25 protein-coding genes are annotated in these 23,271 nt (G+C 58.4%); 14 read left to right on the plus strand and 11 right to left on the minus strand.

Features of this window, described 5'->3' with window-relative positions:
- The first annotated feature begins 97 nt into the window (after window positions 1-97).
- The 3 genes from moaC to moaE are packed head-to-tail and all read left to right on the plus strand — an operon-like array spanning window position 98 to window position 1,265.
- Window positions 98-571: a cyclic pyranopterin monophosphate synthase MoaC gene (gene moaC, locus GHN92_RS00935; RefSeq protein WP_095001211.1), complete on the plus strand. Its 474-nt coding sequence runs from the start codon at window positions 98-100 to the stop codon at window positions 569-571.
- The gene (locus GHN92_RS00940; RefSeq protein WP_095001212.1) at window positions 568-813 is read left to right on the plus strand and encodes a MoaD/ThiS family protein; all 246 of its coding nucleotides are present in this window, start codon (window positions 568-570) and stop codon (window positions 811-813) included. Before moaC ends, GHN92_RS00940 begins: the two co-directional genes overlap by 4 nt.
- Before the next feature lie 2 nt (window positions 814-815).
- Entirely contained in the window at window positions 816-1,265 is a 450-nt protein-coding gene (gene moaE / locus GHN92_RS00945; protein ID WP_133144298.1) for a molybdopterin synthase catalytic subunit MoaE, read from the plus strand.
- A 117-nt stretch (window positions 1,266-1,382) separates the two neighbouring features.
- On the opposite strand, the gene rhlB is transcribed toward moaE, so the two are convergent.
- Both rhlB and GHN92_RS00955 read right to left on the minus strand, forming a co-directional pair.
- Window positions 1,383-2,879 (minus strand): ATP-dependent RNA helicase RhlB, encoded by a 1,497-nt coding sequence (gene rhlB / locus GHN92_RS00950; RefSeq protein WP_095001214.1) that lies wholly within the window; start codon window positions 2,877-2,879, stop codon window positions 1,383-1,385.
- A gap of 86 nt (window positions 2,880-2,965) precedes the next feature.
- Entirely contained in the window at window positions 2,966-3,622 is a 657-nt protein-coding gene (locus tag GHN92_RS00955) for an alpha/beta hydrolase (protein ID WP_095001215.1), read from the minus strand.
- A gap of 406 nt (window positions 3,623-4,028) precedes the next feature.
- Between GHN92_RS00955 and GHN92_RS00960 the strand changes: the two genes are divergently transcribed.
- From GHN92_RS00960 to GHN92_RS00975, 4 genes are all read left to right on the plus strand, one after another.
- Complete coding sequence (locus GHN92_RS00960; RefSeq protein ID WP_095001216.1) at window positions 4,029-5,060, plus strand: amino acid ABC transporter substrate-binding protein; 1,032 nt, start codon at window positions 4,029-4,031, stop codon at window positions 5,058-5,060.
- Between the two features lie 65 nt (window positions 5,061-5,125).
- A complete protein-coding gene (locus GHN92_RS00965) occupies window positions 5,126-6,307 on the plus strand; it encodes an amino acid ABC transporter permease (RefSeq protein WP_095024906.1) in 1,182 nt (393 codons plus the stop codon).
- A 10-nt stretch (window positions 6,308-6,317) separates the two neighbouring features.
- Window positions 6,318-7,415, plus strand: a complete 1,098-nt coding sequence (locus GHN92_RS00970) for an amino acid ABC transporter permease (protein WP_095023049.1) — start codon at window positions 6,318-6,320, stop codon at window positions 7,413-7,415.
- A gap of 12 nt (window positions 7,416-7,427) precedes the next feature.
- A complete protein-coding gene (locus tag GHN92_RS00975; RefSeq protein ID WP_095001219.1) occupies window positions 7,428-8,192 on the plus strand; it encodes an amino acid ABC transporter ATP-binding protein in 765 nt (254 codons plus the stop codon).
- 67 nt (window positions 8,193-8,259) lie between these two features.
- On the opposite strand, the gene GHN92_RS00980 is transcribed toward GHN92_RS00975, so the two are convergent.
- Window positions 8,260-8,730 (minus strand): type II toxin-antitoxin system MqsA family antitoxin, encoded by a 471-nt coding sequence (locus tag GHN92_RS00980; protein ID WP_095001220.1) that lies wholly within the window; start codon window positions 8,728-8,730, stop codon window positions 8,260-8,262.
- A complete protein-coding gene (locus GHN92_RS00985) occupies window positions 8,727-9,038 on the minus strand; it encodes a type II toxin-antitoxin system MqsR family toxin (RefSeq protein WP_095001221.1) in 312 nt (103 codons plus the stop codon). The genes GHN92_RS00980 and GHN92_RS00985 overlap by 4 nt, the downstream gene beginning before the upstream one ends.
- 165 nt (window positions 9,039-9,203) lie before the next feature.
- Between GHN92_RS00985 and GHN92_RS00990 the strand changes: the two genes are divergently transcribed.
- The 4 genes from GHN92_RS00990 (at window position 9,204) to GHN92_RS01005 (ending at window position 11,975) form a co-directional block, all read left to right on the plus strand.
- Window positions 9,204-9,863: a FadR/GntR family transcriptional regulator gene (locus GHN92_RS00990; RefSeq protein ID WP_095001222.1), complete on the plus strand. Its 660-nt coding sequence runs from the start codon at window positions 9,204-9,206 to the stop codon at window positions 9,861-9,863.
- On the plus strand, window positions 9,853-11,172 hold the full coding sequence (locus GHN92_RS00995) for a CynX/NimT family MFS transporter (protein WP_095001223.1): 1,320 nt from the start codon (window positions 9,853-9,855) through the stop codon (window positions 11,170-11,172). The genes GHN92_RS00990 and GHN92_RS00995 overlap by 11 nt, the downstream gene beginning before the upstream one ends.
- Window positions 11,173-11,238: 66 nt before the next feature.
- The gene (locus GHN92_RS01000) at window positions 11,239-11,709 is read left to right on the plus strand and encodes a nuclear transport factor 2 family protein (protein WP_133143880.1); all 471 of its coding nucleotides are present in this window, start codon (window positions 11,239-11,241) and stop codon (window positions 11,707-11,709) included.
- A complete protein-coding gene (locus GHN92_RS01005; RefSeq protein ID WP_095001393.1) occupies window positions 11,706-11,975 on the plus strand; it encodes a GIY-YIG nuclease family protein in 270 nt (89 codons plus the stop codon). The genes GHN92_RS01000 and GHN92_RS01005 overlap by 4 nt, the downstream gene beginning before the upstream one ends.
- Window positions 11,976-12,091: 116 nt before the next feature.
- Here the strand turns inward: GHN92_RS01005 and GHN92_RS01010 are convergent, their stop codons facing one another.
- The gene (locus GHN92_RS01010; protein ID WP_016781886.1) at window positions 12,092-12,442 is read right to left on the minus strand and encodes a glutaredoxin family protein; all 351 of its coding nucleotides are present in this window, start codon (window positions 12,440-12,442) and stop codon (window positions 12,092-12,094) included.
- Window positions 12,442-13,446 (minus strand): nucleoid-associated protein YejK, encoded by a 1,005-nt coding sequence (gene yejK / locus GHN92_RS01015; protein ID WP_095001225.1) that lies wholly within the window; start codon window positions 13,444-13,446, stop codon window positions 12,442-12,444. Before yejK ends, GHN92_RS01010 begins: the two co-directional genes overlap by 1 nt.
- Window positions 13,447-13,832: 386 nt before the next feature.
- On the opposite strand from yejK, the gene GHN92_RS01020 reads away from it, so the two are divergent.
- Window positions 13,833-14,114 (plus strand): HU family DNA-binding protein, encoded by a 282-nt coding sequence (locus GHN92_RS01020; protein ID WP_003440137.1) that lies wholly within the window; start codon window positions 13,833-13,835, stop codon window positions 14,112-14,114.
- Between the two features lie 133 nt (window positions 14,115-14,247).
- Here GHN92_RS01020 and rlmF read toward each other — a convergent pair whose 3' ends face one another.
- The 5 genes from rlmF to GHN92_RS01045 form a co-directional block, all read right to left on the minus strand.
- A complete protein-coding gene (rlmF, locus tag GHN92_RS01025; RefSeq protein ID WP_133144297.1) occupies window positions 14,248-15,264 on the minus strand; it encodes a 23S rRNA (adenine(1618)-N(6))-methyltransferase RlmF in 1,017 nt (338 codons plus the stop codon).
- An 89-nt stretch (window positions 15,265-15,353) separates the two neighbouring features.
- Window positions 15,354-18,200, minus strand: a complete 2,847-nt coding sequence (locus GHN92_RS01030; RefSeq protein WP_133144296.1) for a valine--tRNA ligase — start codon at window positions 18,198-18,200, stop codon at window positions 15,354-15,356.
- Window positions 18,201-18,372: 172 nt separating this feature from the next.
- Window positions 18,373-18,768: a DNA polymerase III subunit chi gene (locus tag GHN92_RS01035; protein WP_095001228.1), complete on the minus strand. Its 396-nt coding sequence runs from the start codon at window positions 18,766-18,768 to the stop codon at window positions 18,373-18,375.
- A gap of 7 nt (window positions 18,769-18,775) precedes the next feature.
- Window positions 18,776-19,228 (minus strand): DNA polymerase III subunit chi, encoded by a 453-nt coding sequence (locus GHN92_RS01040; protein WP_095001229.1) that lies wholly within the window; start codon window positions 19,226-19,228, stop codon window positions 18,776-18,778.
- A 59-nt stretch (window positions 19,229-19,287) separates the two neighbouring features.
- The gene (locus tag GHN92_RS01045; RefSeq protein WP_095001230.1) at window positions 19,288-20,778 is read right to left on the minus strand and encodes a leucyl aminopeptidase; all 1,491 of its coding nucleotides are present in this window, start codon (window positions 20,776-20,778) and stop codon (window positions 19,288-19,290) included.
- A 310-nt stretch (window positions 20,779-21,088) separates the two neighbouring features.
- Here GHN92_RS01045 and lptF point away from each other — a divergent pair, with 310 nt between their 5' ends.
- Window positions 21,089-22,207: an LPS export ABC transporter permease LptF gene (lptF, locus tag GHN92_RS01050; protein ID WP_133144337.1), complete on the plus strand. Its 1,119-nt coding sequence runs from the start codon at window positions 21,089-21,091 to the stop codon at window positions 22,205-22,207.
- Window positions 22,200-23,261: an LPS export ABC transporter permease LptG gene (gene lptG / locus GHN92_RS01055; protein ID WP_095001232.1), complete on the plus strand. Its 1,062-nt coding sequence runs from the start codon at window positions 22,200-22,202 to the stop codon at window positions 23,259-23,261. The genes lptF and lptG overlap by 8 nt, the downstream gene beginning before the upstream one ends.
- The last annotated feature ends 10 nt before the right edge of the window (window positions 23,262-23,271 follow it).

The raw sequence follows: 23,271 nt of genomic DNA on the forward strand, positions 1-23,271 counted from the left end.
GGCCAATTCCATGTTCTGATGCGCGGTATTCGCGGGGTCGATGGCCTTAAGCTGACCCTCGGGTTTACAATCGATACTCCTCTCTGGAGTACCCCCTGTGCTGACTCACTTAGATTCCCAAGGCCGCGCCAACATGGTCGATGTCACCGACAAAGCGGTGACCTCCCGTGAGGCTGTGGCACAAGCGGTGGTGCGCATGCGCCCTGAAACCCTGGACATGATCATCAGTGGCGGTCACCCCAAGGGTGATGTGTTTGCCGTGGCGCGGATTGCCGGGATCCAGGCGGCGAAGAAAACCTCGGACCTGATCCCATTGTGCCATCCGTTGATGCTCACCAGCGTCAAGGTTGAGCTCAGTGCCCAAGGCAGCGACGCGGTATTGATCGTGGCGCGCTGCAAGCTGTCCGGGCAGACCGGCGTCGAAATGGAAGCCCTGACCGCCGCCAGCGTTGCAGCCCTGACCATTTACGACATGTGCAAGGCGGTCGATCGCGGCATGACCATCGAAGGTGTGCGCGTACTGGAAAAGCTCGGCGGCAAGAGCGGGCACTTTCAGGCGGATGCATCATGAAGCTCAAAGTGGTTTTCTTTGCCCGCTATCGCGAGGTTCTGGGGCTGGATAGTGAGGCAGTGGAGGGCGGGTTCGTCTCCATTGAGCAGTTGCGCGCGCACCTGACGCAACGCGGTGGTGCCTGGCAGGTGCTGGCCGAGCCCAACCTGATGTGTGCGCGCAATGAAGAGCTGTGCAAGCTCGCCGAACCCCTGGCGGACGGCGACGAAGTGGCATTTTTTCCGCCCGTGACCGGAGGCTGAACATGGCGATTCGGGTGCAAGCGGCGGCCTTTGATCCTGGCGCTGAAGTCAATGCACTGCATGCCGCGAATCTGGGCGTGGGCGCAGTGGTGAGTTTTGTCGGTTATGTGCGCGACTTCAATGACGGCCGTGACGTGGCGGGGATGTTCCTGGAGCATTATCCGGGCATGACCGAGAAAGCCCTGGGCAAAATTATTGATGAAGCTGCGCAGCGCTGGCCGCTGCTCAAGCTTGAAGTGCTGCACCGTATTGGCCTGCTGGAGCCGGGAGAGCCGATTGTGTTTGTTGGCGTAGCCAGTGCTCACCGTCAGGCCGCTTTCGATGCCTGCAGTTTTGTGATGGATTATCTGAAAACCCGCGCCCCGTTCTGGAAAAAAGAACAGACCCCCTCAGGCCCGCGATGGTTGGAGGGGCGGGTGAGCGATGAAGTGGCGGCGCAGCGCTGGAAGTAATCAAGCCCTGTAGCCGCTGCCGCAGGCTGCGATAAGGGCCGCAGGCCCTTCAAAAAGCGGGGCCGCTTCGCAGCCCATCGCAGCCTCGTGCCTCGGCAGCGGCTACAGATTTGCGTATCAGGCCGTTGCAGTCGGGTCCTGCGGCTTGCGCACAGCGCGTACGACAGGGCGCAGCAGCTCGGCTGGCGGCGTTTCGCAGCTGATTTTACGACCTAGCAGGGCTTCGATAGACGGCAACTGGTACGAGTCGTCTTCACCGGCAAAACTGATCGATACACCGCTGGCGCCAGCACGGCCGGTACGGCCAATACGGTGTACATAGTCGTCCGGCACTTCAGGCAGGGTGAAGTTGATCACGTGGCTGATGCCATCAATGTGGATGCCACGACCTGCAACGTCGGTAGCTACCAGCACGCGGATCTTGCCTTCGCGGAAGCCTTCCAGGGTCTTGATACGTTTGTGCTGCGGTACATCCCCCGACAGTTGCGCCGCGTTGATACCGTCACGTACCAGGCGCTCTTCGATGCGGCGCACTTCGTCCTTGCGGTTGGCAAATACGATCACCCGTTCCCAGCCATTGTCGTTGACCAGGTTGAACAACAGCTTGTACTTGTCGGCACCGGCGACGGCATAGACGTGCTGCTCAACCATGTCACTGGCGACGTTGACCGCTTCGATCTCGACGATGGCAGGGTCTGTGGTCCATTGCTTGGCCAGGTTCATCACGTCCTCGGTAAAGGTCGCGGAGAACAGCAGCGTCTGACGTTCGGCTTTTGGTGGCGTTTGACGAATGATCTGGCGTACTTGCGGGATGAAGCCCATGTCCAGCATGCGGTCGGCTTCGTCGAGCACCATCACTTCGACCATGTCCAGATGCACTTCGCCGCGCTGGTTGAAGTCCAGCAGACGGCCCGGTGTGGCCACCAGAATGTCGCAATGGCGGGCTTCAAGCTGCTTGAGTTGCTTGTCGAAGTCCATGCCGCCCACGAATGTCATGACATTGAGGTCGGTGTACTTGGTCAGGTCGGCCGCGTCCTTGGCGATCTGCACCACCAGCTCACGGGTCGGCGCGATGATCAGAGCGCGTGGTTCGCCCATGTAACGCTCTTTTGGCGGCGGCGTCTGGGTCAACTGGCTAATGATCGAGATCAGGAACGCAGCCGTCTTGCCCGTACCGGTCTGGGCACGGCCAATAGCGTCACGCCCGCTCAGGGTATAGCCCAGTACGCCTGCCTGGATCGGCGTGCAGTACGGGAAACCAAGGTCCTGGATGGCGTGCATCAGCTCGGGGGCGAGCTTGAAATCGTGAAAGCGGACTTTGCCTTCTTGTGGCTCGACGGCGAAGTCTTCGAGTTTCCAGGGAATGACCGGTGGCTTGGGGGCCGCCTCACGCCGTGGCTTGGCAATTTTGGGTTTTTCGATACGCGGTTGTTCAGCAGCGGATTGTGCGTCGGGAGTGTTCACCGGCTCAGGGGCTGGAACAGGAGCAGAGCGGCCAGGTTGTTGCGCGTCGGTTCGCGCTCTGGCGTTGCCTGGAGGTGTAACGGAAGCTGGCGCGAGCGGCTCAGCCTCGCTTTTACCGAATATTTTTTTAAGTGCTTTGAGCACGGTCATCTCATCAGTTGGTTAAGGAGTATACGCCGGGCAGTGTAATGCAAGTCGGGCGCTCGGCGTGTAGTGAACGACGGGATGTTTCGGTTTTAGCTCAGATGTTTCGTCAGCCAGGTACCGATATCGCTTATTTCCTCTGGTAACACTTCATGGCCCATTGGGTACTCCTGCCATGTAACGGACACACCTGCGGCTTTCAAATGCTCATAAGCCGTACGGCCCATAGCGTTTTGGACTACATCATCGTACTGCCCGTGCAGGCACAAAGCCGGGATTCGCTGCTGGCTGGCCGACAATGGCAGACCTTCGTTGAAGGTTGGCGCATAGGTTGAAAGGGCAATAACGCCACCCAGTGGGCCCTGCCATTTCAAATAAGCGGTATGGAAAACTACGGCGCCACCTTGTGAAAACCCGGCCAGAAAAATCCGGCTGGCGTCGATACCGCTCTGGCGCTGGGCTTCGATCAAGGCAATGACCATGTCGGCCGACTCTTCGAGCTCTTCTTCACTGATCGAGCGGGCAGGACTCATGGCCTTGATGTCGTACCAGCTAGGCATGGCATAGCCGCCATTGATGGTCACGGCGCGGGTTGGAGCCTGCGGCAATACAAAGCGCGTGGTCAGCAACGACTGTTGCAGGATCTCAGCCACCGGCATGAAGTCATAACGGTCGGCACCCAGACCGTGGAGCCAGATAACACAGGCGTCTGCGGTTTTTTGAGGCTGGATGATCAGGGGTTGGGTCATGGCTGCTCCATCGTTGTGCATGTGCGCAAATCGGGTGCGCTACAAGTGTGCTTGATCGACTAAGGATTACAGAATATGTCGCGTGCTTGAACGTTTTTTCCTGCATTACCTACTGAACTTACTTAGGGGCCAAGAGTGGTACGCGCCTTGCTATGTGGACAGTGGCGTGAATGCGCCCCCTTTGGACGGTAACACTAACAGGGGGGGCTGCAAAAATCCCGAGGTTGGAGTTAGACAAGGAATTCAACAGCTCAAGTGAGCGCTTCAGTTTGACGGTTCGTGCGATGCACCCATCGCTCAAGGCTTATGCCGCTTGACCCAATAAAAAGCCAACATGGGTCAACAGTGCCTCACAAGGGGGCGGCGGGCCTTGTTCAAACACAAAAAAGCAGCACTGGAGGTTTGAATGAAGCAATTGAAATCCACCCTGGCTTTGGCCACAGCAGCCATCGTGTTACTCAGTGCCAGCGGTTTTGCCCACGCAGGCGCGACCCTGGACAGTGTCAAGAAGAAAGGTTTTGTGCAATGTGGTGTGAGTGACGGTTTACCGGGCTTTTCGGTACCGGATAAAGACGGCAAGATCATGGGGATCGATGCGGATGTCTGTCGTGCAGTGGCCGCCGCAGTGTTTGGCGATGCTACCAAGGTCAAGTTCAGCCAGTTGAACGCCAAGGAGCGTTTCACCGCGCTGCAATCGGGCGAAGTCGATGTGTTGTCGCGCAATACCACCTGGACCAGTTCCCGTGATGCGGGCATGGGCATGGTGTTCGCGGGCGTGACCTATTACGACGGCGTCGGCTTTTTGGTCAACAACAAGCTGGGGGTAAAAAGTGCCAAGGAACTGGACGGTGCAACCATCTGTATCCAGGCCGGCACGACTACCGAGCTGAATGTGTCGGATTACTTCCGCGCCAATAACCTCAAGTACACCCCGATCACCTTCGACACCTCTGATGAAAGCGCCAAGTCTCTGGAAAGCGGCCGTTGCGACGTGTTGACCTCCGACAAGTCCCAGTTGTACGCACAGCGTAGCAAGCTGGCCAACCCGAGCGACTATGTCGTATTGCCTGAAACCATCTCCAAGGAGCCTCTGGGGCCTGTCGTGCGCAAGGGCGACGAAGACTGGTTCAGCATTGTGAAGTGGACCCTGTTCGCCATGCTCAATGCTGAAGAAGCCGGCATCACCTCGAAAAACGTTGTGGCTGAAGCCAAATCCACCAAAAACCCGGATGTCGCCCGCTTGCTGGGTGCTGACGGCGAATACGGCAAAGACCTGAAACTGCCAAAAGACTGGGTGGTGCAGATTGTCAGCCAGGTGGGTAACTACGGTGAAGTCTTCGAGAAAAACCTCGGTAAAAACACGCCTCTGGCCATCGACCGCGGGCTGAACGCTCTGTGGAATAACGGCGGCATTCAATACGCACCCCCTGTGCGCTGATAGCCCTTTCATCCGGCAGGCCAACTGCCGGGTGATGTTGTCTGATCCATTGTTAGGGGCACTTCATGCAAATTAAAGTCGGCGCACCCAAGCCCAGGCTCAGCCTCGGCGATCCACGTGTGCGTGCGTGGTTATTTCAGATCGTCACCGTCGCGCTGGTGGTCCTTATGGGCTGGTATCTGTTCAACAATACCCAGACCAACCTGCAACATCGCGGCATTACTTCGGGTTTTGACTTTCTGGAGCGCAGTGCCGGGTTTGGCATTGCGCAGCATTTGATTGATTACACCGAGTCCGACAGTTATGCGCGGGTCTTTCTGATCGGGTTGCTCAACACCTTGCTGGTGTCCGTGATCGGTATCGTCCTGGCGACGATCCTGGGGTTTATCATCGGCGTGGCACGCCTGTCGTCGAACTGGATGATCAGCAAGCTGGCAACGGTGTATGTGGAGATCTTTCGCAATATCCCGCCATTGCTGCAAATCCTGTTCTGGTACTTCGCGGTCTTCCTGACCATGCCAGGGCCACGCAACAGCCATAACTTTGCCAACACCTTCTATATGAGCAGCCGTGGCCTGAACATGCCGGCCGCAGTGGGTACGGATGCCTTCTGGCCGTTTGTGGCCAGTGTGGTGCTGGCTATCGTGGCCGTGGTGCTGATGGTCCGTCGGGCCAACAAGCGCTTTGAAGACACCGGCGAGCCATTTCACAAGTTCTGGGTCGGGCTGTTCTTGCTGCTGGCGATTCCTGGCCTGTGCGTGTTGCTGTTCGGTACCCCGGTGCACTGGGAAATGCCACAGCTCAAGGGCTTCAACTTTGTCGGTGGCTGGGTGCTGATCCCGGAACTGTTGGCGCTGACCATTGCGTTGACGGTGTACACCGCGGCCTTTATTGCCGAAATCGTACGGTCGGGGATCAAGTCCGTCAGCCACGGTCAGACCGAAGCCGCCCGCTCGCTGGGGCTGCGCCCGGGGCCGACGCTGCGCAAGGTAATCATCCCGCAAGCGCTGCGGGTGATCATCCCGCCTTTGACCAGCCAATATCTGAACCTGGTGAAAAACTCGTCGCTGGCGGCGGGCATCGGTTATCCGGAAATGGTTTCACTGTTTGCCGGCACGGTCCTCAACCAGACCGGGCAAGCGATTGAAGTCATTGCCATCACCATGAGCGTGTACCTGGCCATCAGCATCAGCATTTCGCTGCTGATGAATTGGTACAACACGCGCATTGCGCTGATCGAGCGATGAGGACTGGACTATGACGACTCATGTTTTCAAACCCGACATGCCGCCGCCGGGCAACCGCATCGGTATTGTCGCCTGGGCGCGGGCCAATCTGTTTTCCAGCTGGCTCAACACCTTGCTGACCCTGTTTGCCTTTTATCTGGTCTGGCTGATCGTGCCGCCGCTGCTGAGCTGGACGATTTTCGATGCCAATTGGGTAGGCAGCACGCAAGCTGATTGCACCAAAGAGGGCGCTTGCTGGGTGTTTATTCAGCAGCGTTTTGGCCAGTTTATGTATGGCTATTACCCGACCGGGCTGCGTTGGCGGGTTGACCTGACGGTATGGCTGGCCGTGGTGGGTGCGGCGCCGTTGTTTATCTCGCGCTTCAAGCACAAGGCTATCTACGGGCTGGGCTTTTTGGTGGTGTACCCCATCCTGGCGTTTACCTTGCTCCACGGCGGCTATCTGGGCCTGACTAACGTGGCTACCAGCCAGTGGGGCGGCCTGATGCTCACGCTGGTGATTGCCACTGTAGGTATTGCCGGCGCCTTGCCACTGGGGATTTTGCTGGCCCTGGGCCGCCGCTCGGACATGCCGGCCATTCGCGTGGTGTGCGTGACTTTTATCGAGTTTTGGCGCGGCGTTCCGCTGATTACCGTGCTGTTTATGTCTTCGGTGATGCTGCCGCTGTTTCTGCCCGAGGGCATGAACTTCGACAAATTACTGCGGGCCTTGATCGGCGTAATCCTGTTTCAGTCGGCTTATGTGGCGGAAGTGGTGCGTGGCGGTCTGCAAGCCATCCCCAAGGGTCAGTACGAGGCGGCTGCGGCCATGGGCCTGGGCTACTGGCGCAGCATGGGCCTGGTGATTTTGCCGCAAGCCCTGAAGCTGGTGATCCCCGGCATCGTCAACACCTTTATTGCCCTGTTCAAGGACACCAGCCTGGTGATCATCATCGGTCTGTTCGACCTGCTCAATAGCGTCAAACAAGCCGCCGCCGACCCGAAATGGCTGGGTATGGCCACTGAAGGCTATGTGTTTGCCGCCCTGGTGTTCTGGATTTTCTGTTTTGGTATGTCCCGCTACTCCATGCATCTGGAGCACAAGCTGGACACTGGCCACAAGCGTTAGGAGTATTGCAAGATGAGTGAAACAATCAAAAAGCCAGCAAGCTCTGAAGGCATTATTCAGATGCTGGGCGTCAACAAGTGGTACGGCCAGTTCCATGTGCTAAAGGACATCAACCTCAACGTACAGCCGGGCGAGCGTATCGTCTTGTGCGGGCCTTCGGGCTCCGGCAAGTCAACCACCATCCGTTGCCTCAATCGCCTCGAAGAGCACCAGCAGGGACGCATCGTGGTCGACGGTGTAGAGCTGACCAACGACATCAAGCAAATCGAGACGGTGCGGCGTGAAGTGGGCATGGTGTTCCAGCACTTCAACCTGTTCCCGCACCTGACCATTCTGCAGAACTGCACGCTGGCGCCGATGTGGGTGCGCAAGATGCCCCGGCGTCAGGCCGAAGAAATTGCCATGCATTATCTGGAACGGGTGCGTATTCCGGAGCAGGCGCACAAGTTCCCGGGGCAGTTGTCGGGTGGTCAGCAGCAACGTGTGGCAATTGCCCGGGCGCTGTGCATGAAACCGAAAATCATGCTGTTCGATGAGCCGACTTCAGCACTTGACCCGGAGATGGTCAAAGAGGTGCTGGACACCATGATCGGCCTGGCGGAAGACGGCATGACGATGCTCTGCGTAACCCACGAAATGGGCTTTGCGCGCACCGTGGCCAACCGGGTGATCTTTATGGACAAGGGCGAAATCGTGGAGGAGGCCGCCCCGAATGACTTCTTCGACAACCCGCAAAATGACCGGACCAAACTGTTCCTGAATCAGATTTTGCATTGATCGGGACTTGTAGCCGCTGATGATCGTAGCCTCGCTGCGCTCGTCAGCGGCTAGAAAACCAAAGGTGTCAGTTTTCGCGCTGCTGCTGTTTTTGCACCAGCAGCGCATTGATGTCTGCACACTCGTTGATGGCTTGTAATTCGCGGACCAGTTCGGGGTGGCGATCGAGCAGTCGCATCAACACAAACAAGGGTTTTGGTGGCTCCACCTCGGCCCGTTCATAACGACTGAACGCATTGTGGCCACCCCCCGACAGCAACTGCACGGCATTTTTTTGGGTGAAGTGAAGCTTGCGGCGGATACGCTTCATTTCTTCCGCCATAACCCGTTTGGCATCTTCTACCAGTTCGTCGCCAGCCTGGGCATATAGCTCTGCGCTGGGTGCATCAAATTCGATCTCGGCGCACTCGGTGCATTCGTGCCCGTCCAGGCCGTGCACCACCCGGTTCAATTGCTTGAAGTTCACATTGAAGCTGCGGCCCTTGAACGCTTGCATGGCATTGGCGGCGCCGCAGGTGCAGCAGTCATTTTTGCTCATGATGTTTTCTCCTTGAAAGCGATGACCGGCGGCCCTCCGCAGGGGCGATACGTCACCTTGATAGAGATGGCCAAACCGTAGGCCTGTGCGTGATATACGTCCTGCCAGACCTTGTGGTCGGCGTGGGTCGACATCGATTTGTACAGCGCACTGCGCTCCAACGAGGTAATGACCCTCTGCATTTGTGCGAGGACCAGGCCCATGCTTCGTCCACCATCCAATGCGCTTTTGGTAAAGGCGACAGCGCCAAGCCGTTGTACATCGGCTTGAATGCACTGGAGGTTGTAGTGAGGTGTTTTCTTTTCCATAAGAGGCAGCCTCGATGCAATCAAAATTACCCTTAAAGGGTTTTTTGTTCAAGGGTGAACAAGGTTTTTTAGGGGGCTTTTAATCTGTAGTTGATTGCTCGTATGGAGGTGTCTGAGTAACATGTCGGAAAATTCATCCTATGATTGGATGAAAAGGCGAATTAAATGACAGACGCTTCTCCCATCATCAAACGCTCGCTGGTCGACCAGGCTCTGGAGCAACTGCGTGCGCGAATAAACAACGGTACCTGGGAGGTGGGTCAGCGTTTGCCAACCGAGCCCGAGCTGGCTACGCAATTGAACATCAGTCGTAATACTGTGCGTGAAGCCATGCGCGTGCTGGCATTTGCCGGGCTGATAGAGATTCGCCAGGGCGATGGCAGCTATTTGCGCAGCCGTGTCGACCCGATGGACACGCTGCGCGCGCTGTCATCCTGCTCTCTGGAGCAGGGCCGGGAGATGCGTCACATCATTGAGGTTGAAGCCGCTGGCCTGGCCGCCCTGCGCCGCACGGACGAGGACTTGCGCCTGCTGCATCAGGCGCTGGACGCCAGTGGCCAGCACTATCACGGTGAACTCGATACCTATATTTGCTGTGACCTGGTGTTTCACCAACGACTGATTGATGCCGCCCACAACCCGGCCCTGAGCGAGCTCTACCGCTTTACCTCAAGCGTCTTGACCAATCATTTGCGCAAGACCATGGACGTCCATCCGCGTCGTCAAGTGGTGTTCGACCTGCACGTTGATTTACTGGAAGCCGTAGAACAACAAAACCCGCAACGGGCCATGGCGCTGTGCCGGACGTTGATCAATGAACCTTGAGCCGGAGCACGCCATGAGCCACCCTTCGTCAATTTCCAATGCCAGCGTCGAGCCCGTTCGTCATCTCGATGAGCTGGAAGAATTGCTGATCGACGCTGAAATTGACGACGAGCAGGTTCAGCACACTGCGCCTGTTGTCTTGCGTCCGTGGTTATTGCTCCTGGGGCTGGTGCTGGTGGCCTTGAACCTGCGCCCCGCGCTGTCGAGCATGGCGCCGTTACTGGGTGAGGTGTCTGACAGACTGGGCTTGTCTGCGGCGCAGGCTGGCCTGTTGACCACGTTGCCCGTGCTGTGCCTGGGGCTGTTCGCGCCCCTGGCGCCAATCCTGGCGCGGCGTTTTGGTACCGAGCGGGTAGTGCTGGGGATTTTGCTGACGCTGGGTGGCGGGATCGTTCTGCGCAGTTGCCTGGGCGAAGTGGGGCTGTTTGCCGGGAGCATTCTGGCGGGGGCCAGTATCGGCGTCATCGGTGTGTTGTTGCCGGGCATCATCAAGCGTGATTTCGCCGGGCATGCCGGAACCATGACCGGTGTTTACACCATGGCCCTGTGCCTGGGTGCGGCACTGGCGGCGGGGGCCACGGTGCCCCTTAGCGAGTCACTGGGGCAGAGCTGGGCAATGGGGCTTGGCTTCTGGGCCTTGCCCGCATTGCTTGCGGTTGTTTTCTGGCTGCCACAGGTGGGCAAGCGTCAGGGCACGCACAACGTTGCCTACCGCGTGCGTGGCTTGTTGCGTGACCCGTTGGCCTGGCAAGTGACGCTCTATATGGGGCTGCAATCCTCGTTGTCCTACATTGTTTTTGGCTGGTTGCCGTCAATCCTGATTGGTCGCGGCCTGACGCCTACCCAGGCGGGGCTGGTGATGTCCGGCTCGGTTATCGTGCAATTGATCACGGCGCTGACGGCACCGTGGCTGGCCACGCGGGGTAAAGACCAGCGGCTGGCAATCGTGCTGGTTATGGGCATGACCCTGGCCGGGCTGTTTGGTTGCCTTTATGCGCCTATCGATGGCTTGTGGGGCTGGGCGATTGTGCTGGGCCTGGGGCAGGGCGGTACATTCAGCCTGGCCTTGACCATGATCGTGCTGCGCTCGCGCGATGCCCATGTCGCCGCCAATCTGTCGGGCATGGCCCAGGGCATTGGTTACACCGTGGCATCGATGGGGCCGCTGGCGGTGGGCGTGGTGCATGAAGTGACGGGTGGCTGGAGTGCCGTGGGCTGGATATTTGCAGTCATCGGTCTGGGGGCCATCGTCGCCGGGCTTGGCGCCGGCCGTTCACTGTATGTGAATGTACAAAGCGAGAAAGTCTGAGGCCCATAGTGTTTCTGTTCATGGCAGATTATCGTGCTCTGATTCCAGACCTGTACGGACCCTGCCATGAGCCAAGACCACCAAGCATTGATCACTCGTTTCTACCAGGCCTTCCAGCGGCTTGATGCCGAGGCAATGGCTGACTGTTACACCACTGACGTGGTGTTCAGCGACCCTGTGTTTGGCGAGCTGCGTGGCCACAACGCCGCTGACATGTGGCGCATGCTGACCTTGCGGGCCAAGGATTTCAGCCTCACCTTCGATCAGGTTAAGGCTGACGGCCAGCATGGCAGCGCGCACTGGGTGGCGACCTATGTGTTTGGCCAGACCGGCGCCACGGTGGTCAATGATATCCAGGCACGGTTTGTGTTTCGTGATGGCAAGATTTGCGAGCATCACGACCATTTCGATCTGTGGCGCTGGTCGCGTCAGGCACTGGGCACCAAGGGCCTGTTGCTGGGGTGGACACCGCTGGTACAAAACGCCATTCGGGCGCAGGCGCAAAAAGGGCTCAAGGCCTTTCAGGGCAGCCGCTGAAAGTGGTCGAGAAACCCTGGTTTGTGTACCTTGTGCGGGCCGCTAATGGCTCTTTGTATTGCGGTATCAGCGATGACCCGGTGCGCCGTTTTGCCAAGCATCAAACGGGCAAGGGCGCGCGTTTTTTCGCTTCAAGCCCGGCAGTGGCGCTGGTGTATGTCGAATCCTGGCCGGACAAGGGTGAGGCATTGCGCCAGGAGCGATTGATCAAGAAGCTCAGGAAGAGTGCCAAGGAGTGTCTGGTGCAAAGTCAGAAGCTGGAGTGATTTTCCTGTGGGAGCGGGCTTGCCCGCGATGGTATCTCTGCGGTTTGTCTGGCTGACCGCAGCGCCTGCATCGCGAGCAAGCCCGCTCCCACAGAAATTGAACAGTTGTTCCCGGCTTATTTCAGTGCCGCCAATATCGCATCGGGCTTGAAATCGCGAATCAGCGTGCCGTTTACATCCAGTATCGGAATGCCGCGCCCGCCCAGCGCCTCGTAAGCCTGGCGGGCACTGGCATCCTTGTCGATATCGAATTCCTTGAACGGTATGCCTTTCTCATCCAGGAACCGCCGAGTGGCCTTGCAGTAGCCGCACCACTCGGTGGAGTACAACACCACCCGGGCGCTGGCCCGGGTTTGCTCACTGACGACACCCGAAGGGTTGAGCACGCGCTCGATCTTGCCCCAGTTCTGAAAGATGACCACTACCACCAGAACAAACAGGACTTTCTTCAAGATACCGTTGAGCATTACTTGCTGCGCTTGAGCTGATCGAGCAGTTGGGTCGGTAAGCCCTTGATCACCAGCGTACCGGCTTCTTCGTCGAACTCGACCTTGGAACCCAGCAGGTGTGCCTCAAAGCTGATAGAGAGCCCCTCAGCGCGCCCGGTGAAGCGACGGAACTGGTTCAGGGTGCGCTTGTCAGCAGGAATTTCGGGGGACAGGCCGTAATCCTTGTTACGGATATGATCGTAGAAAGCCTTGGGGCGTTCTTCGTCGATCAACTCGGACAACTCTTCCAGGCCCATTGGTTCGCCGATTTTTGCCTGACTGCTGGCGTAATCGACCAGGGTCTTGGTTTTTTCCCGGGCGGACTCTTCCGGCAAGTCTTCGCTTTCTACGAAGTCACTGAAGGCCTTGAGCAGGGTACGGGTTTCGCCCGGGCCATCGACACCTTCCTGGCAGCCGATAAAGTCGCGGAAGTACTCCGAAACCTTCTTGCCGTTTTTACCTTTGATAAACGAAATGTATTGCTTGGACTGCTTGTTGTTCTGCCACTCGGAAATGTTGATCCGTGCGGCCAGGTGCAGCTGGCCAAGGTCCAGATGGCGCGAAGGCGTCACGTCCAGCTCCGAGGTCACGGCAACGCCGTCGCTGTGGTGCAGCAGGGCGATGGCCAGGTAGTCGGTCATGCCTTGCTGGTAATGGGCGAACAGCACGTGGCCGCCAACGGAAAGGTTGGACTCTTCCATCAGTTTTTGCAGATGCTCGACGGCGACGCGGCTGAACGCCGTGAAGTCTTTACCGCCATCGAGGTATTCCTTGAGCCAGCCGCTGAACGGATGCGCGCCGGACTCGGCATGGAAAAACCCCCAGGCTTTACCTTGCTTGGCGTTATAGCTTTCGTTGAGGTCAGCGAGCATGTTCTCGATGGCTTGAGACCCGGCCAGTTCAGAGTCACGGGCGTGGAGAACTGCGGGCGTACCGTCGGGTTTTTTGTCAATCAAGTGGACGATGCAATGACGGATCGGCATGGGCTTCTCGGTGTGTAATGAGAGGGCAGGGTGCACACCCCGCAAAGGCGCCAAGTGTACCGCACCTGAGCCTCGGGTCGGGGTTTGGGGGGCTTGAGGGCGCCCTGGACGGTTTTTTTACCGTTTTAAGGCCATAAAGCTGACCAAAAGCCCAGGTAGAGGCGGATATTTAACTGTCTCTGTGCTAGTTTTGCCCGGTCTTGCGCTCGGAAACGGCGTAAAGCGTGCATTCAGCATGTGTCAGGTCGAACCAAACCCCGTTTTAGCTATCTACATCCGCGATTCGTCGTGAAAGCTGGCGGGTGTGCCAGACCCTTGAGATCTGGCTCGATGGCTGACATTGCACTCTGCAAACCAAATGAATTTGATAGGGAAGGAACATCTCAATGGCTATTACTAAAGACCAACTGATCGCTGATATCGCTGAAGCTATCGACGCGCCGAAAACTACCGCGCGTAACGCTCTGGACCAACTGGCCCAGATCGTTGCTGATCAATTGGAAAATGGCGGCGAAATCACTCTGCCAGGTATTGGCAAACTGAAAGTGACCGAGCGTCCTGCCCGTACTGGCCGTAACCCTTCGACTGGCGCAGCCATCGAAATCGCAGCCAAAAAAGTTATCAAGCTCGTTGTGGCCAAAGGCCTGACTGACGCTGTTAACAAGTAAGACTGCTGTAAAAAAGCCGCGCTTCGGATTACTCCGAAGCGCGGCTTTTTTATGCCTGCAAATCTTGTAGCAGCTGCCGAACGCAGCCTCGCGCAGCTCGGCAGCTGCTACGAGGTTTTGCATATTTACAAGATTACTTCCAGTTCTTCTCGCGCCACAGCTGTTGCTGTTCTTTGTCATGGAATGTCCAGGCGACAAAGCGGCTTTGCTTGTTGCCCTGTGACATGTCGACCACCTGGCTTTCCCGCACACCGGCTTTTTTCAGTGCGGTCTGGATCGCCGGCAAGTTGGACGCCTTGGACACCAGTACGCTGAACCACAGCACCTGACGGCCCACTTGCACGCTTTCGCGAATCAGCTGGGTCACAAAGCGCTGCTCGCCCCCTTCACACCACAATTCGGCCGCTTGACCGCCAAAGTTCAGAACAGGCAGTTTGCGCTTGGGATCAGCCTTGCCCAGTGCCCGCCATTTACGCTCGCTGCCGCGCGTTGCTTCATCGATCGACGCATGAAAGGGCGGGTTGCACATGCTCAGGTCAAAACGCTCGGCGCTGTCCAGGACTTCCAGCAAGATCTTCTTCTGATCGGGTTGCAGGCGCAGGCTGATGGCTTTGTTCAGGCCGTTGGACTGCACGATCGCCTTGGCCGCTTTAACGGCTGTAGGGTCAACTTCGGTGCCCAGGAACTGCCAGCGGTATTCGCTGTGACCAATCAGCGGGTAAACGCAGTTTGCGCCCATACCGATGTCCAGCACGCGCACGCTCGGGCCACGCGGGATGACGCCATCGTTCATGGTGGCCAGCAGGTCGGCCAGAAAGTGCACGTAGTCAGCGCGACCGGGCACAGGCGGGCACAGGTAGTCAGCCGGAATGTCCCAGTGGGCGATACCGTAGAACGCCTTGAGCAGCGCACGGTTAAATACGCGCACGGCATCCGGGTTGGCGAAGTCGATGCTTTCTTTGCCGTACGGGTTGATGATCACGAACTCTGCCAGCTCAGGGCAGACCGAAATCAGCTGCGGGAAGTCGTAGCGGCCCTGATGGCGGTTACGTGGGTGCAGGCTTGGCTTGACCCGTGGCTCAGCCGGCTTGGCGTCGCTGACAGCCTTGGGCTTGTGGCGTGTGGCTTTGGAAGTGCGTGGGGTTGTCATGTTCAATTCATTCCACAAAAGCAATCGCGGGCAAGCCCTTAGTTCCTTTCAGAGCTAAGGGCTTGCCCGCGATCAGGTGCGCAGCTTTATTACAGGCTGGAAATCCGCGCGTGCTGTTCGGCCAATTTGCTCAAGGCTTGTTCGGCTTCGGCTAACTTGGTTCGTTCTTTTTCGATGACTTCGGCCGGAGCTTTGTCAACGAACGCGGCGTTAGAGAGTTTTCCACCTACGCGGGCCACTTCGCCGTTCAGACGCTGGATTTCCTTGTCCAGACGCGCCAACTCTGCATCTTTGTCGATCAGGCCGGCCATGGGCACCAGCACTTCCATCTCGCCTACCAGTGCGGTAGCCGACAGCGGTGCATCGGCGCCCTCTTGCAGCACGGTGATCGCTTCGAGTTTAGCCAGCTTTTTGAGCAAGGCATCGTTCTCGGCCAGACGGCGTTGATCTTCGCTGCTGACGTTTTTCAGGTAGATCTGCAAAGGCTTGCCCGGGCCGATGTTCATTTCGCCACGGATGTTGCGAATACCCAGCATCAGGCCCTTGAGCCATTCGATATCGTCTTCGGCGGCCTGGTCGATGCGCGCTTCGTTCGGTACCGGCCACGGTTGCAGCATGATGGTCTTGCCTTCAGCACCGGCCAGCGGCGCGATGCGCTGCCAGATTTCTTCGGTGATGAATGGCATGAACGGATGCGCCAGGCGCAACGCCACTTCCAGCACCCGAACCAGCGTACGGCGAGTGCCGCGCTGACGTTCTACCGGGGCGTTTTCGTCCCACAGCACAGGCTTGGACAGTTCCAGGTACCAGTCGCAGTACTGGTTCCAGATGAACTCGTACAGCGCTTGCGCCGCGAGGTCGAAACGGAACTGGTCGAGGTGACGGGTCACTTCTGCTTCGGTGCGCTGCAGCTGCGAGATGATCCAGCGGTCAGCCAGCGACAGTTCGTAGGCTTCGCCGTTCTGGCCGCAGTCTTCGCCCTTGTCCAGCACGTAGCGTGCGGCGTTCCAGATCTTGTTGCAGAAGTTGCGATAGCCTTCGACGCGGCCCATGTCGAACTTGATGTCACGGCCGGTGGACGCCAGCGAGCAGAACGTGAAGCGCAGGGCGTCGGTACCGTAGCTGGCGATGCCGTCGGCGAATTCGTCGCGGGTCTGCTTCTCGATTTTCTTCAGCAGTTTTGGCTGCATCAGGCCGGTGGTGCGTTTGGCCACCAGGTCTTCGAGCTCGATGCCGTCGATGATGTCCAGCGGGTCCAGGACGTTGCCCTTGGACTTGGACATCTTCTGGCCTTGACCGTCACGGACCAGGCCGTGGACATACACGGTCTTGAACGGAACTTGCGGGGTGCCGTCTTCGTTTTTCACCAAATGCATGGTGAGCATGATCATCCGGGCAACCCAGAAGAAAATGATGTCGAAACCGGTAACCAGCACGTCAGTGGAGTGGAAGGTTTTCAGTGCTTCGGTTTTTTCCGGCCAGCCGAGGGTGGAGAACGTCCACAGACCCGAACTGAACCAGGTGTCGAGCACGTCGTTGTCCTGTTGCAAGGCAACGTCCGGGCCCAGGTTGTTCTTGGCGCGTACTTCGGCCTCGTCGCGGCCTACATAGACTTTGCCCGACTCGTCGTACCAGGCCGGAATGCGGTGGCCCCACCACAGCTGACGGCTGATGCACCAGTCCTGGATGTCGCGCATCCACGAGAAGTACATGTTTTCGTACTGTTTAGGCACGAACGCGATGCGCCCGTCTTCCACGGCAGCAATGGCAGGCTCTGCCAGAGGCTTGGTCGACACGTACCACTGGTCAGTCAGCCACGGTTCGATCACGGTGCCCGAACGGTCGCCTTTCGGCACTTTCAGGGCGTGATCATCGACGCTGACCAACAGGCCGGCTTCGTCGAAATCAGCGACAATTTGCTTGCGCGCTTCGAAGCGGTCCAGGCCTGCATACTTGGCCGGCAGGGTACCGTCGATGGACTCGTTCAGCGTGCCATCGAGGTTGAACACCTGGGCAGCAGGCAGCACGGCGGCGTTTTTATCGAAGATGTTGAGCAGCGGCAGGTTGTGACGCTTGCCGACTTCGTAGTCGTTGAAATCGTGGGCCGGGGTGATTTTCACACAACCGGTACCGAATTCAGGATCGCAATAATCGTCCGCGATGATCGGAATGCGGCGGCCAACCAGCGGCAGCTCGACAAACTTGCCGATCAGGGCCTTGTAGCGCTCGTCTTCCGGGTTTACCGCAACAGCTGCGTCGCCCAGCATGGTTTCCGGACGGGTGGTAGCAACCACCAGGTAGTCCAGGCCTTCGGCGGTCTTGGCGCCGTCAGCCAGCGGGTAGCGCAGGTTCCACAGGAAACCTTTCTCGTCGTGGTTTTCCACTTCAAGGTCGGAGATGGCCGTGTGCAGCTTGGTGTCCCAGTTGACCAGGCGCTTGCCACGATAGATCAGGCCGTCTTCGTGGAGGCGCACGAAGGCTTCCTTCACGGCTTCAGACAGGCCGTCATCCATGGTGAAGCGCTCGCGGCTCCAGTCTACGGACGAACCCAGGCGACGGATCTGACGGCTGATGTTGCCGCCGGACTGATCTTTCCATTCCCAGATCTTGTCGAGGAATTTTTCACGACCCAAATCGTGGCGGTTCAGGCCTTGTGCTTCGATCTGACGCTCGACCAGCATCTGGGTGGCGATGCCCGCGTGGTCGGTACCCGGCTGCCACAGGGTGTTGCGGCCCTGCATGCGACGGAAACGGATCAGGGCATCCATGATCGCGTTGTTGAAGCCGTGCCCCATGTGCAGGCTGCCGGTGACGTTCGGCGGCGGAATCATGATGGTGTACGGGTCGCCCGCGCCTTGCGGGGCAAAATAATTCTCTTCTTCCCAGGTTTTGTACCAGGAAGTTTCAATGGCGTGCGGCTGGTAGGTCTTATCCATGCGCGGCGGGACCCTATTGGCATTAATTCAGGAAAGCCGGCAAGTATAGCGGGGTGGGACTGCGCGGGGAACCTATTGCTGTTGTGGGAGCGGGCTTGCTCGCGATACGGGCAACCCGGTGCATCGGCTTCATTAAGGTGCTGCAATCGCGAGCAAGCCCGCTCCCACAGGGTCAGCTTTGATGTTGGGCGAGCAGACGCTCCATGTGGGCATCAAGGCGGCGCTTGATCTCGGTTTCGATGTGCGGGGCGAAGTCGTTGATCACGTCCTGCATGATGGCCTGGGCAGCAGTGCGCAGCTCTCGGTCCAGGTGCGCAAGCAGTGCGTCAGGGGCTTTCTCCGTCGCGGGCGCCGGGGTGATGCCGACCAGCGGTATTTGCGTGGGCACCGGCTCCGGCTCTGGTTCATCGCTGATAACTTCGTCGAGCAACGGGATCTGTTCGTCGGGCCGACCTACCATCTCTGTCAGCAGCGGCGGTTGCAGCCCCTCATCGCCGAGCAGCTTGCGAATGGACTCAAGATCATCAAGCAGGTGTGCAGCTTTTTGCGGCGAATTGGAGGTGTCCATCGTGTGCTCAGAGTCGTTGTAACTTGTGGTCCTGCAGAGGATAGCCCTGTTCTCGGTAGAAACGGAAACTCTCCCGTGCAGCCTGTCGCACGGCGGGGTCTTCGACCACCACTTCGGCCACGCGGGCGAAGCGCTTGAAAAAGTCGGGGACTTTGAGGTCCAAGTTGATCAGTAAGTCTTGGTGGCTTGCGGGTGCATCCGTACAGCCCATGACCACGACGCCATCGGGTTGGTCTTCAGTGTTGCTGTGGGGCACGAAGCTTTCGCCCTTGAAGCGCCACAGGCGTTCATCCAGGTCCTGGCGCTGGGCACTGTCAGAGCAATGCAGATACACGCGATGGCCCAGGCGCCAGGCCTTCTCGGTGAGTTTGCAGGCAAAGTCCAGCCGCGCAGAGGGTTCGGCGCTGGGCAGGATATAAAAGTCGATCTTGGTGAGTTCTTGGTTTGCTTCGGGGGTCATTGCGGTTCCTGAATCGGGACTGCGCCGCCCTCAAGCGGCGCAGTCTTCGATTGTCAGCTTCAAGCGTTGGCGCGATCCAGCAGGTACTGGGTCAGCAGGGGCACTGGGCGGCCACTTGCGCCCTTGTCCTTGCCGCCGCTGACCCATGCCGTGCCGGCGATGTCCAGGTGCGCCCAGTTATAGGCCTTGGCAAAACGCGACAGGAAGCAGCCAGCAGTGATGGCGCCGCCTTTAGGCCCGCCAATGTTGGCCATGTCGGCGAACGGGCTGTCCAGTTGTTCCTGGTACTCGTCGAACAGCGGCAGTTGCCATGCACGGTCGTCGGCTTGCTTGCCGGCTTCCAGCAACTGGTTGATCAGGTCGTCGTTGTTGCCCATCAGGCCCGAGGTGTGAGCGCCCAATGCAACCATGCAGGCGCCGGTCAGGGTGGCGATGTCGATCACGGCCTGTGGCTTGAAGCGCTCGGCGTAGGTCAGGGCGTCACACAGCACCAGACGGCCTTCGGCGTCGGTGTTGAGGATTTCGACCGTCTGGCCGCTCATGGTCGTCACGATGTCGCCCGGGCGTGCCGCGCCGCCGCTAGGCATGTTTTCAGCACAGGCCAGAATGCACACCAGGTTGATCGGCAGTTTCAGCTCGAGTACGGCGCGCAGGGTGCCGAACACGCTGGCAGCACCACCCATGTCGTACTTCATTTCATCCATGCCGGCGCCCGGCTTGAGGCTGATGCCGCCGGTGTCGAAGGTGATGCCTTTACCTACCAGTACGTACGGTTTTTCGGATTTTTTGCCACCGGCGTAGTTCATCACGATCAGACGAGGCGGCTGGTCGCTGCCCTGGCCTACAGCGTAGAACGCGCCCATGCCCAGATCCTTGATCTTTTTCTCGTCAAGGATTTCGACTTTCAGGCCTTTGAACTCTTTGCCCAGGTCCTTGGCCTGCTCGGCAAGGAAGCTCGGGTGGCAGATGTTCGGCGGCAGGTTGCCCAGGTCGCGGGTGAACGCCATGCCGGCGGCAATTGCCTGGGCGTGGGTCACGGCGCGCTGCACTTCAGCCTGCGCGGCCTTGATGGTCAGCAGGGTGATTTTTTTCAGGGCGCGGGGTTCGGCCTTCTGGCTTTTGAAGCGGTCGAAGGTGTATTCGCCGTCTACGAGGGTTTCGGCCAGCAAGCGGGTCTTGCTGTAGCTGTCGCGGCCCTTGACCACCAATTCGTCCAGTGCGAACACCGCATCGCTACCGCCCAGGCCTTTGAGTACACCCAGTGCGCCGCTGATGATTTTGCGGAACGGGCGATCGCCCAGTTCTTCATCCTTGCCGGTACCCAGCAGCAGCACGCGCTCGGCTTTGAGGTTGGGCAAGCTGTGCAGCAACAGGCTTTGACCGGTTTTGCCGGCCAGGTCGCCGCGCTTGAGGACTGCGCTGATGGCGCCACCGGTGAGTTCGTCGAGGGCTTTGGCGGTTGGGCCGAGCTTGCGGCCTTCGCCGATGGCGACCACCAGAGTGGCCGTTTTCAACGTTTCTGGGCTAACGCTTTTTACAACCAGTTCCATGTCCGGGTCCCTGAGTCAAATGGTCAACATGCGCACAAACAGTTCTGTTTGTTTGCTTATATAGAAGAAGCGCTTCACCTGTGATCAAGGCTGGCGTCAAGGCGGGCAGTTTGAACCCCGTCGGAGGAGCCTGACAACCCCGGTTTAGGGCCAAGTTGCCACTTTCAAGACTGTGCAGTGACAGGGGAGGGCATTCACAGGATAATGCGCCATCTTTTTAGACGGCCCATCTCATCTATGATGAGGTATGTGCCGACTCGTTATGCTGTTTGTTTGGCCGCCTTAGCCTGACGACCCTGGAGTGTCTGGTTTGATCGTCTTCCGTTATCTGTCCCGCGAAGTCCTGCTTACATTGAGCGCTGTCAGTGCTGTGCTGCTGGTCATCATCATGAGCGGTCGCTTCATCAAATATCTGGCCCAGGCCGCCTCGGGCGCCCTGGACCCGGGTTCGTTGTTCCTGATCATGGGCTTTCGCCTGCCGGGCTTCATGCAGCTGATCCTGCCTCTGGGGCTGTTCCTGGGCATTCTTCTCTCTTATGGTCGCTTGTACCTTGAGAGCGAAATGACCGTGCTGTCGGCCACCGGCATGAGTCGTCAGCGGTTGCTGGCCATTACCATGGCACCGGCTGCGCTGGTCGCGCTGATCGTGGCCTGGCTCAGTCTGAGCCTGGCCCCGCAGGGCAACAATGAATTTCAGCTGCTGCTCAACAAGCAGGATGCCCTGACCGAATTCGACACCCTGGAGGCCGGGCGCTTCCAGTCGCTGAGTGACGGTACACGGGTGACCTACACCGAAGAATTGAGCAATGACCGCAGCCTCTTGTCCGGCGTATTCATTTCGCAGAAGAAACTCGGAGAAGAGGCCAAGGATCGCAGTATTTCCGTGCTGCTGGCCGAGAAGGGTCATCAGGAAGTGCGTCCTGACGGCAGTCGCTGGCTGGTGCTGAACAATGGCTATCGCTATGACGGTAACCCTGGGCAGGCCGATTATCGGGCAATCAAGTACGATACCTATGGTGTGCTGCTGCCCAAGCCGGAAGTCAGCAATGAAGTGACAGACCGCGATGCGATCCCTACCGCAAGCCTTCTCGGCAGCACGGATCCTCGTGTGGTTGCCGAGCTGCATTGGCGGATTGCCTTCCCCGTGCTGGTCTTTATCGTGACCTTGATCGCAGTGCCGTTGTCGCGGGTCAATCCGCGTCAGGGGCGCTTCCTCAAGTTGTTGCCGGCGATTCTTCTTTATATGAGCTACCTGAGCATGCTGACCTGGGGCAAGGGGCTTCTTCAGGATGGCAAGACCCCGATGGCGCTGGGCCTGTGGTGGGTGCATGGGCTGTTCCTGATCATTGGCCTGGGGTTGATGTACTGGGAGCCGCTGCGCTTGAAACTGGCAAGTCGCCGTAGTGCCGAGGAGATGGCCCGTGGTTAAGCTCGACCGCTACATTGGTAGCAGTGTGTTGTTGGCGATTCTGGCCGTGTTGGGGATCATCCTCGGGCTGGCCCTGCTGTTTGCCGTGATCGACGAGATGCGCAGTCTCAGCAGCACCTACACCGTTCTGGATGTGTTCAGTTTTGTCATGCTGACTGCGCCCCGACGCCTGTATGAAATGTTGCCCATGGCAGCGTTGATTGGCTGCCTGATCGGTTTGGGCGGCCTGGCCAGCAACAGTGAGCTGACCATCATGCGTGCCGCAGGTGTGTCCCTTGGGCGCATCGTCTGGGCCGTGATGAAGCCGATGCTGGTGCTGATGGTTGCAGGGGTGCTGATTGGCGAATATGTGGTGCCTGCCACGGAAAACATTGCCCAGGCCAACCGCGCGCTGGCCCAGGGCGGTGGTGACTCGCAAAGCTCCAAGCATGGCTTGTGGCACCGCCAGGGTGATGAATTTATCCATATCAACGCCGTTCAGCCCGATGGCCTGCTTTACGGTGTGACCCGTTATCGCTTCGACAAAGACCATCAGATGCAGTCGGCAAGCTTTGCCAAAAAGGCCCAGTACCACCAGGGCGACTGGCAGTTGAGTGATGTGAGCACCACTCTTTTTCATGGCGACAGCACTGAGGTAGTCAAGGCGCCTGAAGAAAAATGGGACGTGTCGTTGAGCCCGCAACTGCTCAATACCGTGGTCATGGCGCCCGAATCGCTGTCGATTTCCGGGTTGTGGAACTATATCCACTACCTCAAGGATCAGGGCCTGAACAACGGCCGTTACTGGCTGGCTTTTTGGGTCAAGGTATTGCAGCCGCTGGTGACTGCTGCGCTGGTATTGATGGCCATATCTTTCATCTTCGGCCCGTTGCGCTCTGTTACGCTGGGGCAGCGGGTTTTTACCGGGGTGCTGGTGGGGTTTACCTTCAAGATCGCCCAGGACCTGCTGGGGCCTTTGAGCCTGGTGTTCGGCTTCTCGCCGCTGTTTGCGGTGCTGCTGCCGGCTTCCATTTGTGCCGTGGCCGGTATCTGGCTGTTACGTCGGGCGGGTTGAGTAGCGCTCA

The organism is Pseudomonas sp. FSL R10-2964 (assembly GCF_009600035.1).
Taxonomy (GTDB): Bacteria; Pseudomonadota; Gammaproteobacteria; order Pseudomonadales; family Pseudomonadaceae; genus Aquipseudomonas; species Aquipseudomonas bubulae.

Excerpts from the sequence above, each read along its gene's own strand:
- GHN92_RS01045 (WP_095001230.1), bottom strand. The coding sequence starts at position 20,778 with ATGGAACTGGTTGTAAAAAGCGTTAGCCCAGAAACGTTGAAAACGGCC.
- GHN92_RS01040 (WP_095001229.1), bottom strand. The coding sequence starts at position 19,228 with ATGACCCCCGAAGCAAACCAAGAACTCACCAAGATCGACTTTTATATC.
- GHN92_RS00940 (WP_095001212.1), top strand. The coding sequence starts at position 568 with ATGAAGCTCAAAGTGGTTTTCTTTGCCCGCTATCGCGAGGTTCTGGGG.
- rhlB (WP_095001214.1), bottom strand. The coding sequence starts at position 2,879 with ATGACCGTGCTCAAAGCACTTAAAAAAATATTCGGTAAAAGCGAGGCT.
- GHN92_RS01030 (WP_133144296.1), bottom strand. The coding sequence starts at position 18,200 with ATGGATAAGACCTACCAGCCGCACGCCATTGAAACTTCCTGGTACAAA.
- GHN92_RS00985 (WP_095001221.1), bottom strand. The coding sequence starts at position 9,038 with ATGGAAAAGAAAACACCTCACTACAACCTCCAGTGCATTCAAGCCGAT.
- GHN92_RS01020 (WP_003440137.1), top strand. The coding sequence starts at position 13,833 with ATGGCTATTACTAAAGACCAACTGATCGCTGATATCGCTGAAGCTATC.
- GHN92_RS00995 (WP_095001223.1), top strand. The coding sequence starts at position 9,853 with ATGAACCTTGAGCCGGAGCACGCCATGAGCCACCCTTCGTCAATTTCC.
- yejK (WP_095001225.1), bottom strand. The coding sequence starts at position 13,446 with ATGCCGATCCGTCATTGCATCGTCCACTTGATTGACAAAAAACCCGAC.
- GHN92_RS00965 (WP_095024906.1), top strand. The coding sequence starts at position 5,126 with ATGCAAATTAAAGTCGGCGCACCCAAGCCCAGGCTCAGCCTCGGCGAT.
- GHN92_RS01010 (WP_016781886.1), bottom strand. The coding sequence starts at position 12,442 with ATGCTCAACGGTATCTTGAAGAAAGTCCTGTTTGTTCTGGTGGTAGTG.
- GHN92_RS00980 (WP_095001220.1), bottom strand. The coding sequence starts at position 8,730 with ATGAGCAAAAATGACTGCTGCACCTGCGGCGCCGCCAATGCCATGCAA.
- rlmF (WP_133144297.1), bottom strand. The coding sequence starts at position 15,264 with ATGACAACCCCACGCACTTCCAAAGCCACACGCCACAAGCCCAAGGCT.
- GHN92_RS00955 (WP_095001215.1), bottom strand. The coding sequence starts at position 3,622 with ATGACCCAACCCCTGATCATCCAGCCTCAAAAAACCGCAGACGCCTGT.
- GHN92_RS01035 (WP_095001228.1), bottom strand. The coding sequence starts at position 18,768 with ATGGACACCTCCAATTCGCCGCAAAAAGCTGCACACCTGCTTGATGAT.
- GHN92_RS00960 (WP_095001216.1), top strand. The coding sequence starts at position 4,029 with ATGAAGCAATTGAAATCCACCCTGGCTTTGGCCACAGCAGCCATCGTG.
- GHN92_RS00975 (WP_095001219.1), top strand. The coding sequence starts at position 7,428 with ATGAGTGAAACAATCAAAAAGCCAGCAAGCTCTGAAGGCATTATTCAG.
- GHN92_RS00990 (WP_095001222.1), top strand. The coding sequence starts at position 9,204 with ATGACAGACGCTTCTCCCATCATCAAACGCTCGCTGGTCGACCAGGCT.
- GHN92_RS00970 (WP_095023049.1), top strand. The coding sequence starts at position 6,318 with ATGACGACTCATGTTTTCAAACCCGACATGCCGCCGCCGGGCAACCGC.
- GHN92_RS01000 (WP_133143880.1), top strand. The coding sequence starts at position 11,239 with ATGAGCCAAGACCACCAAGCATTGATCACTCGTTTCTACCAGGCCTTC.
- moaE (WP_133144298.1), top strand. The coding sequence starts at position 816 with ATGGCGATTCGGGTGCAAGCGGCGGCCTTTGATCCTGGCGCTGAAGTC.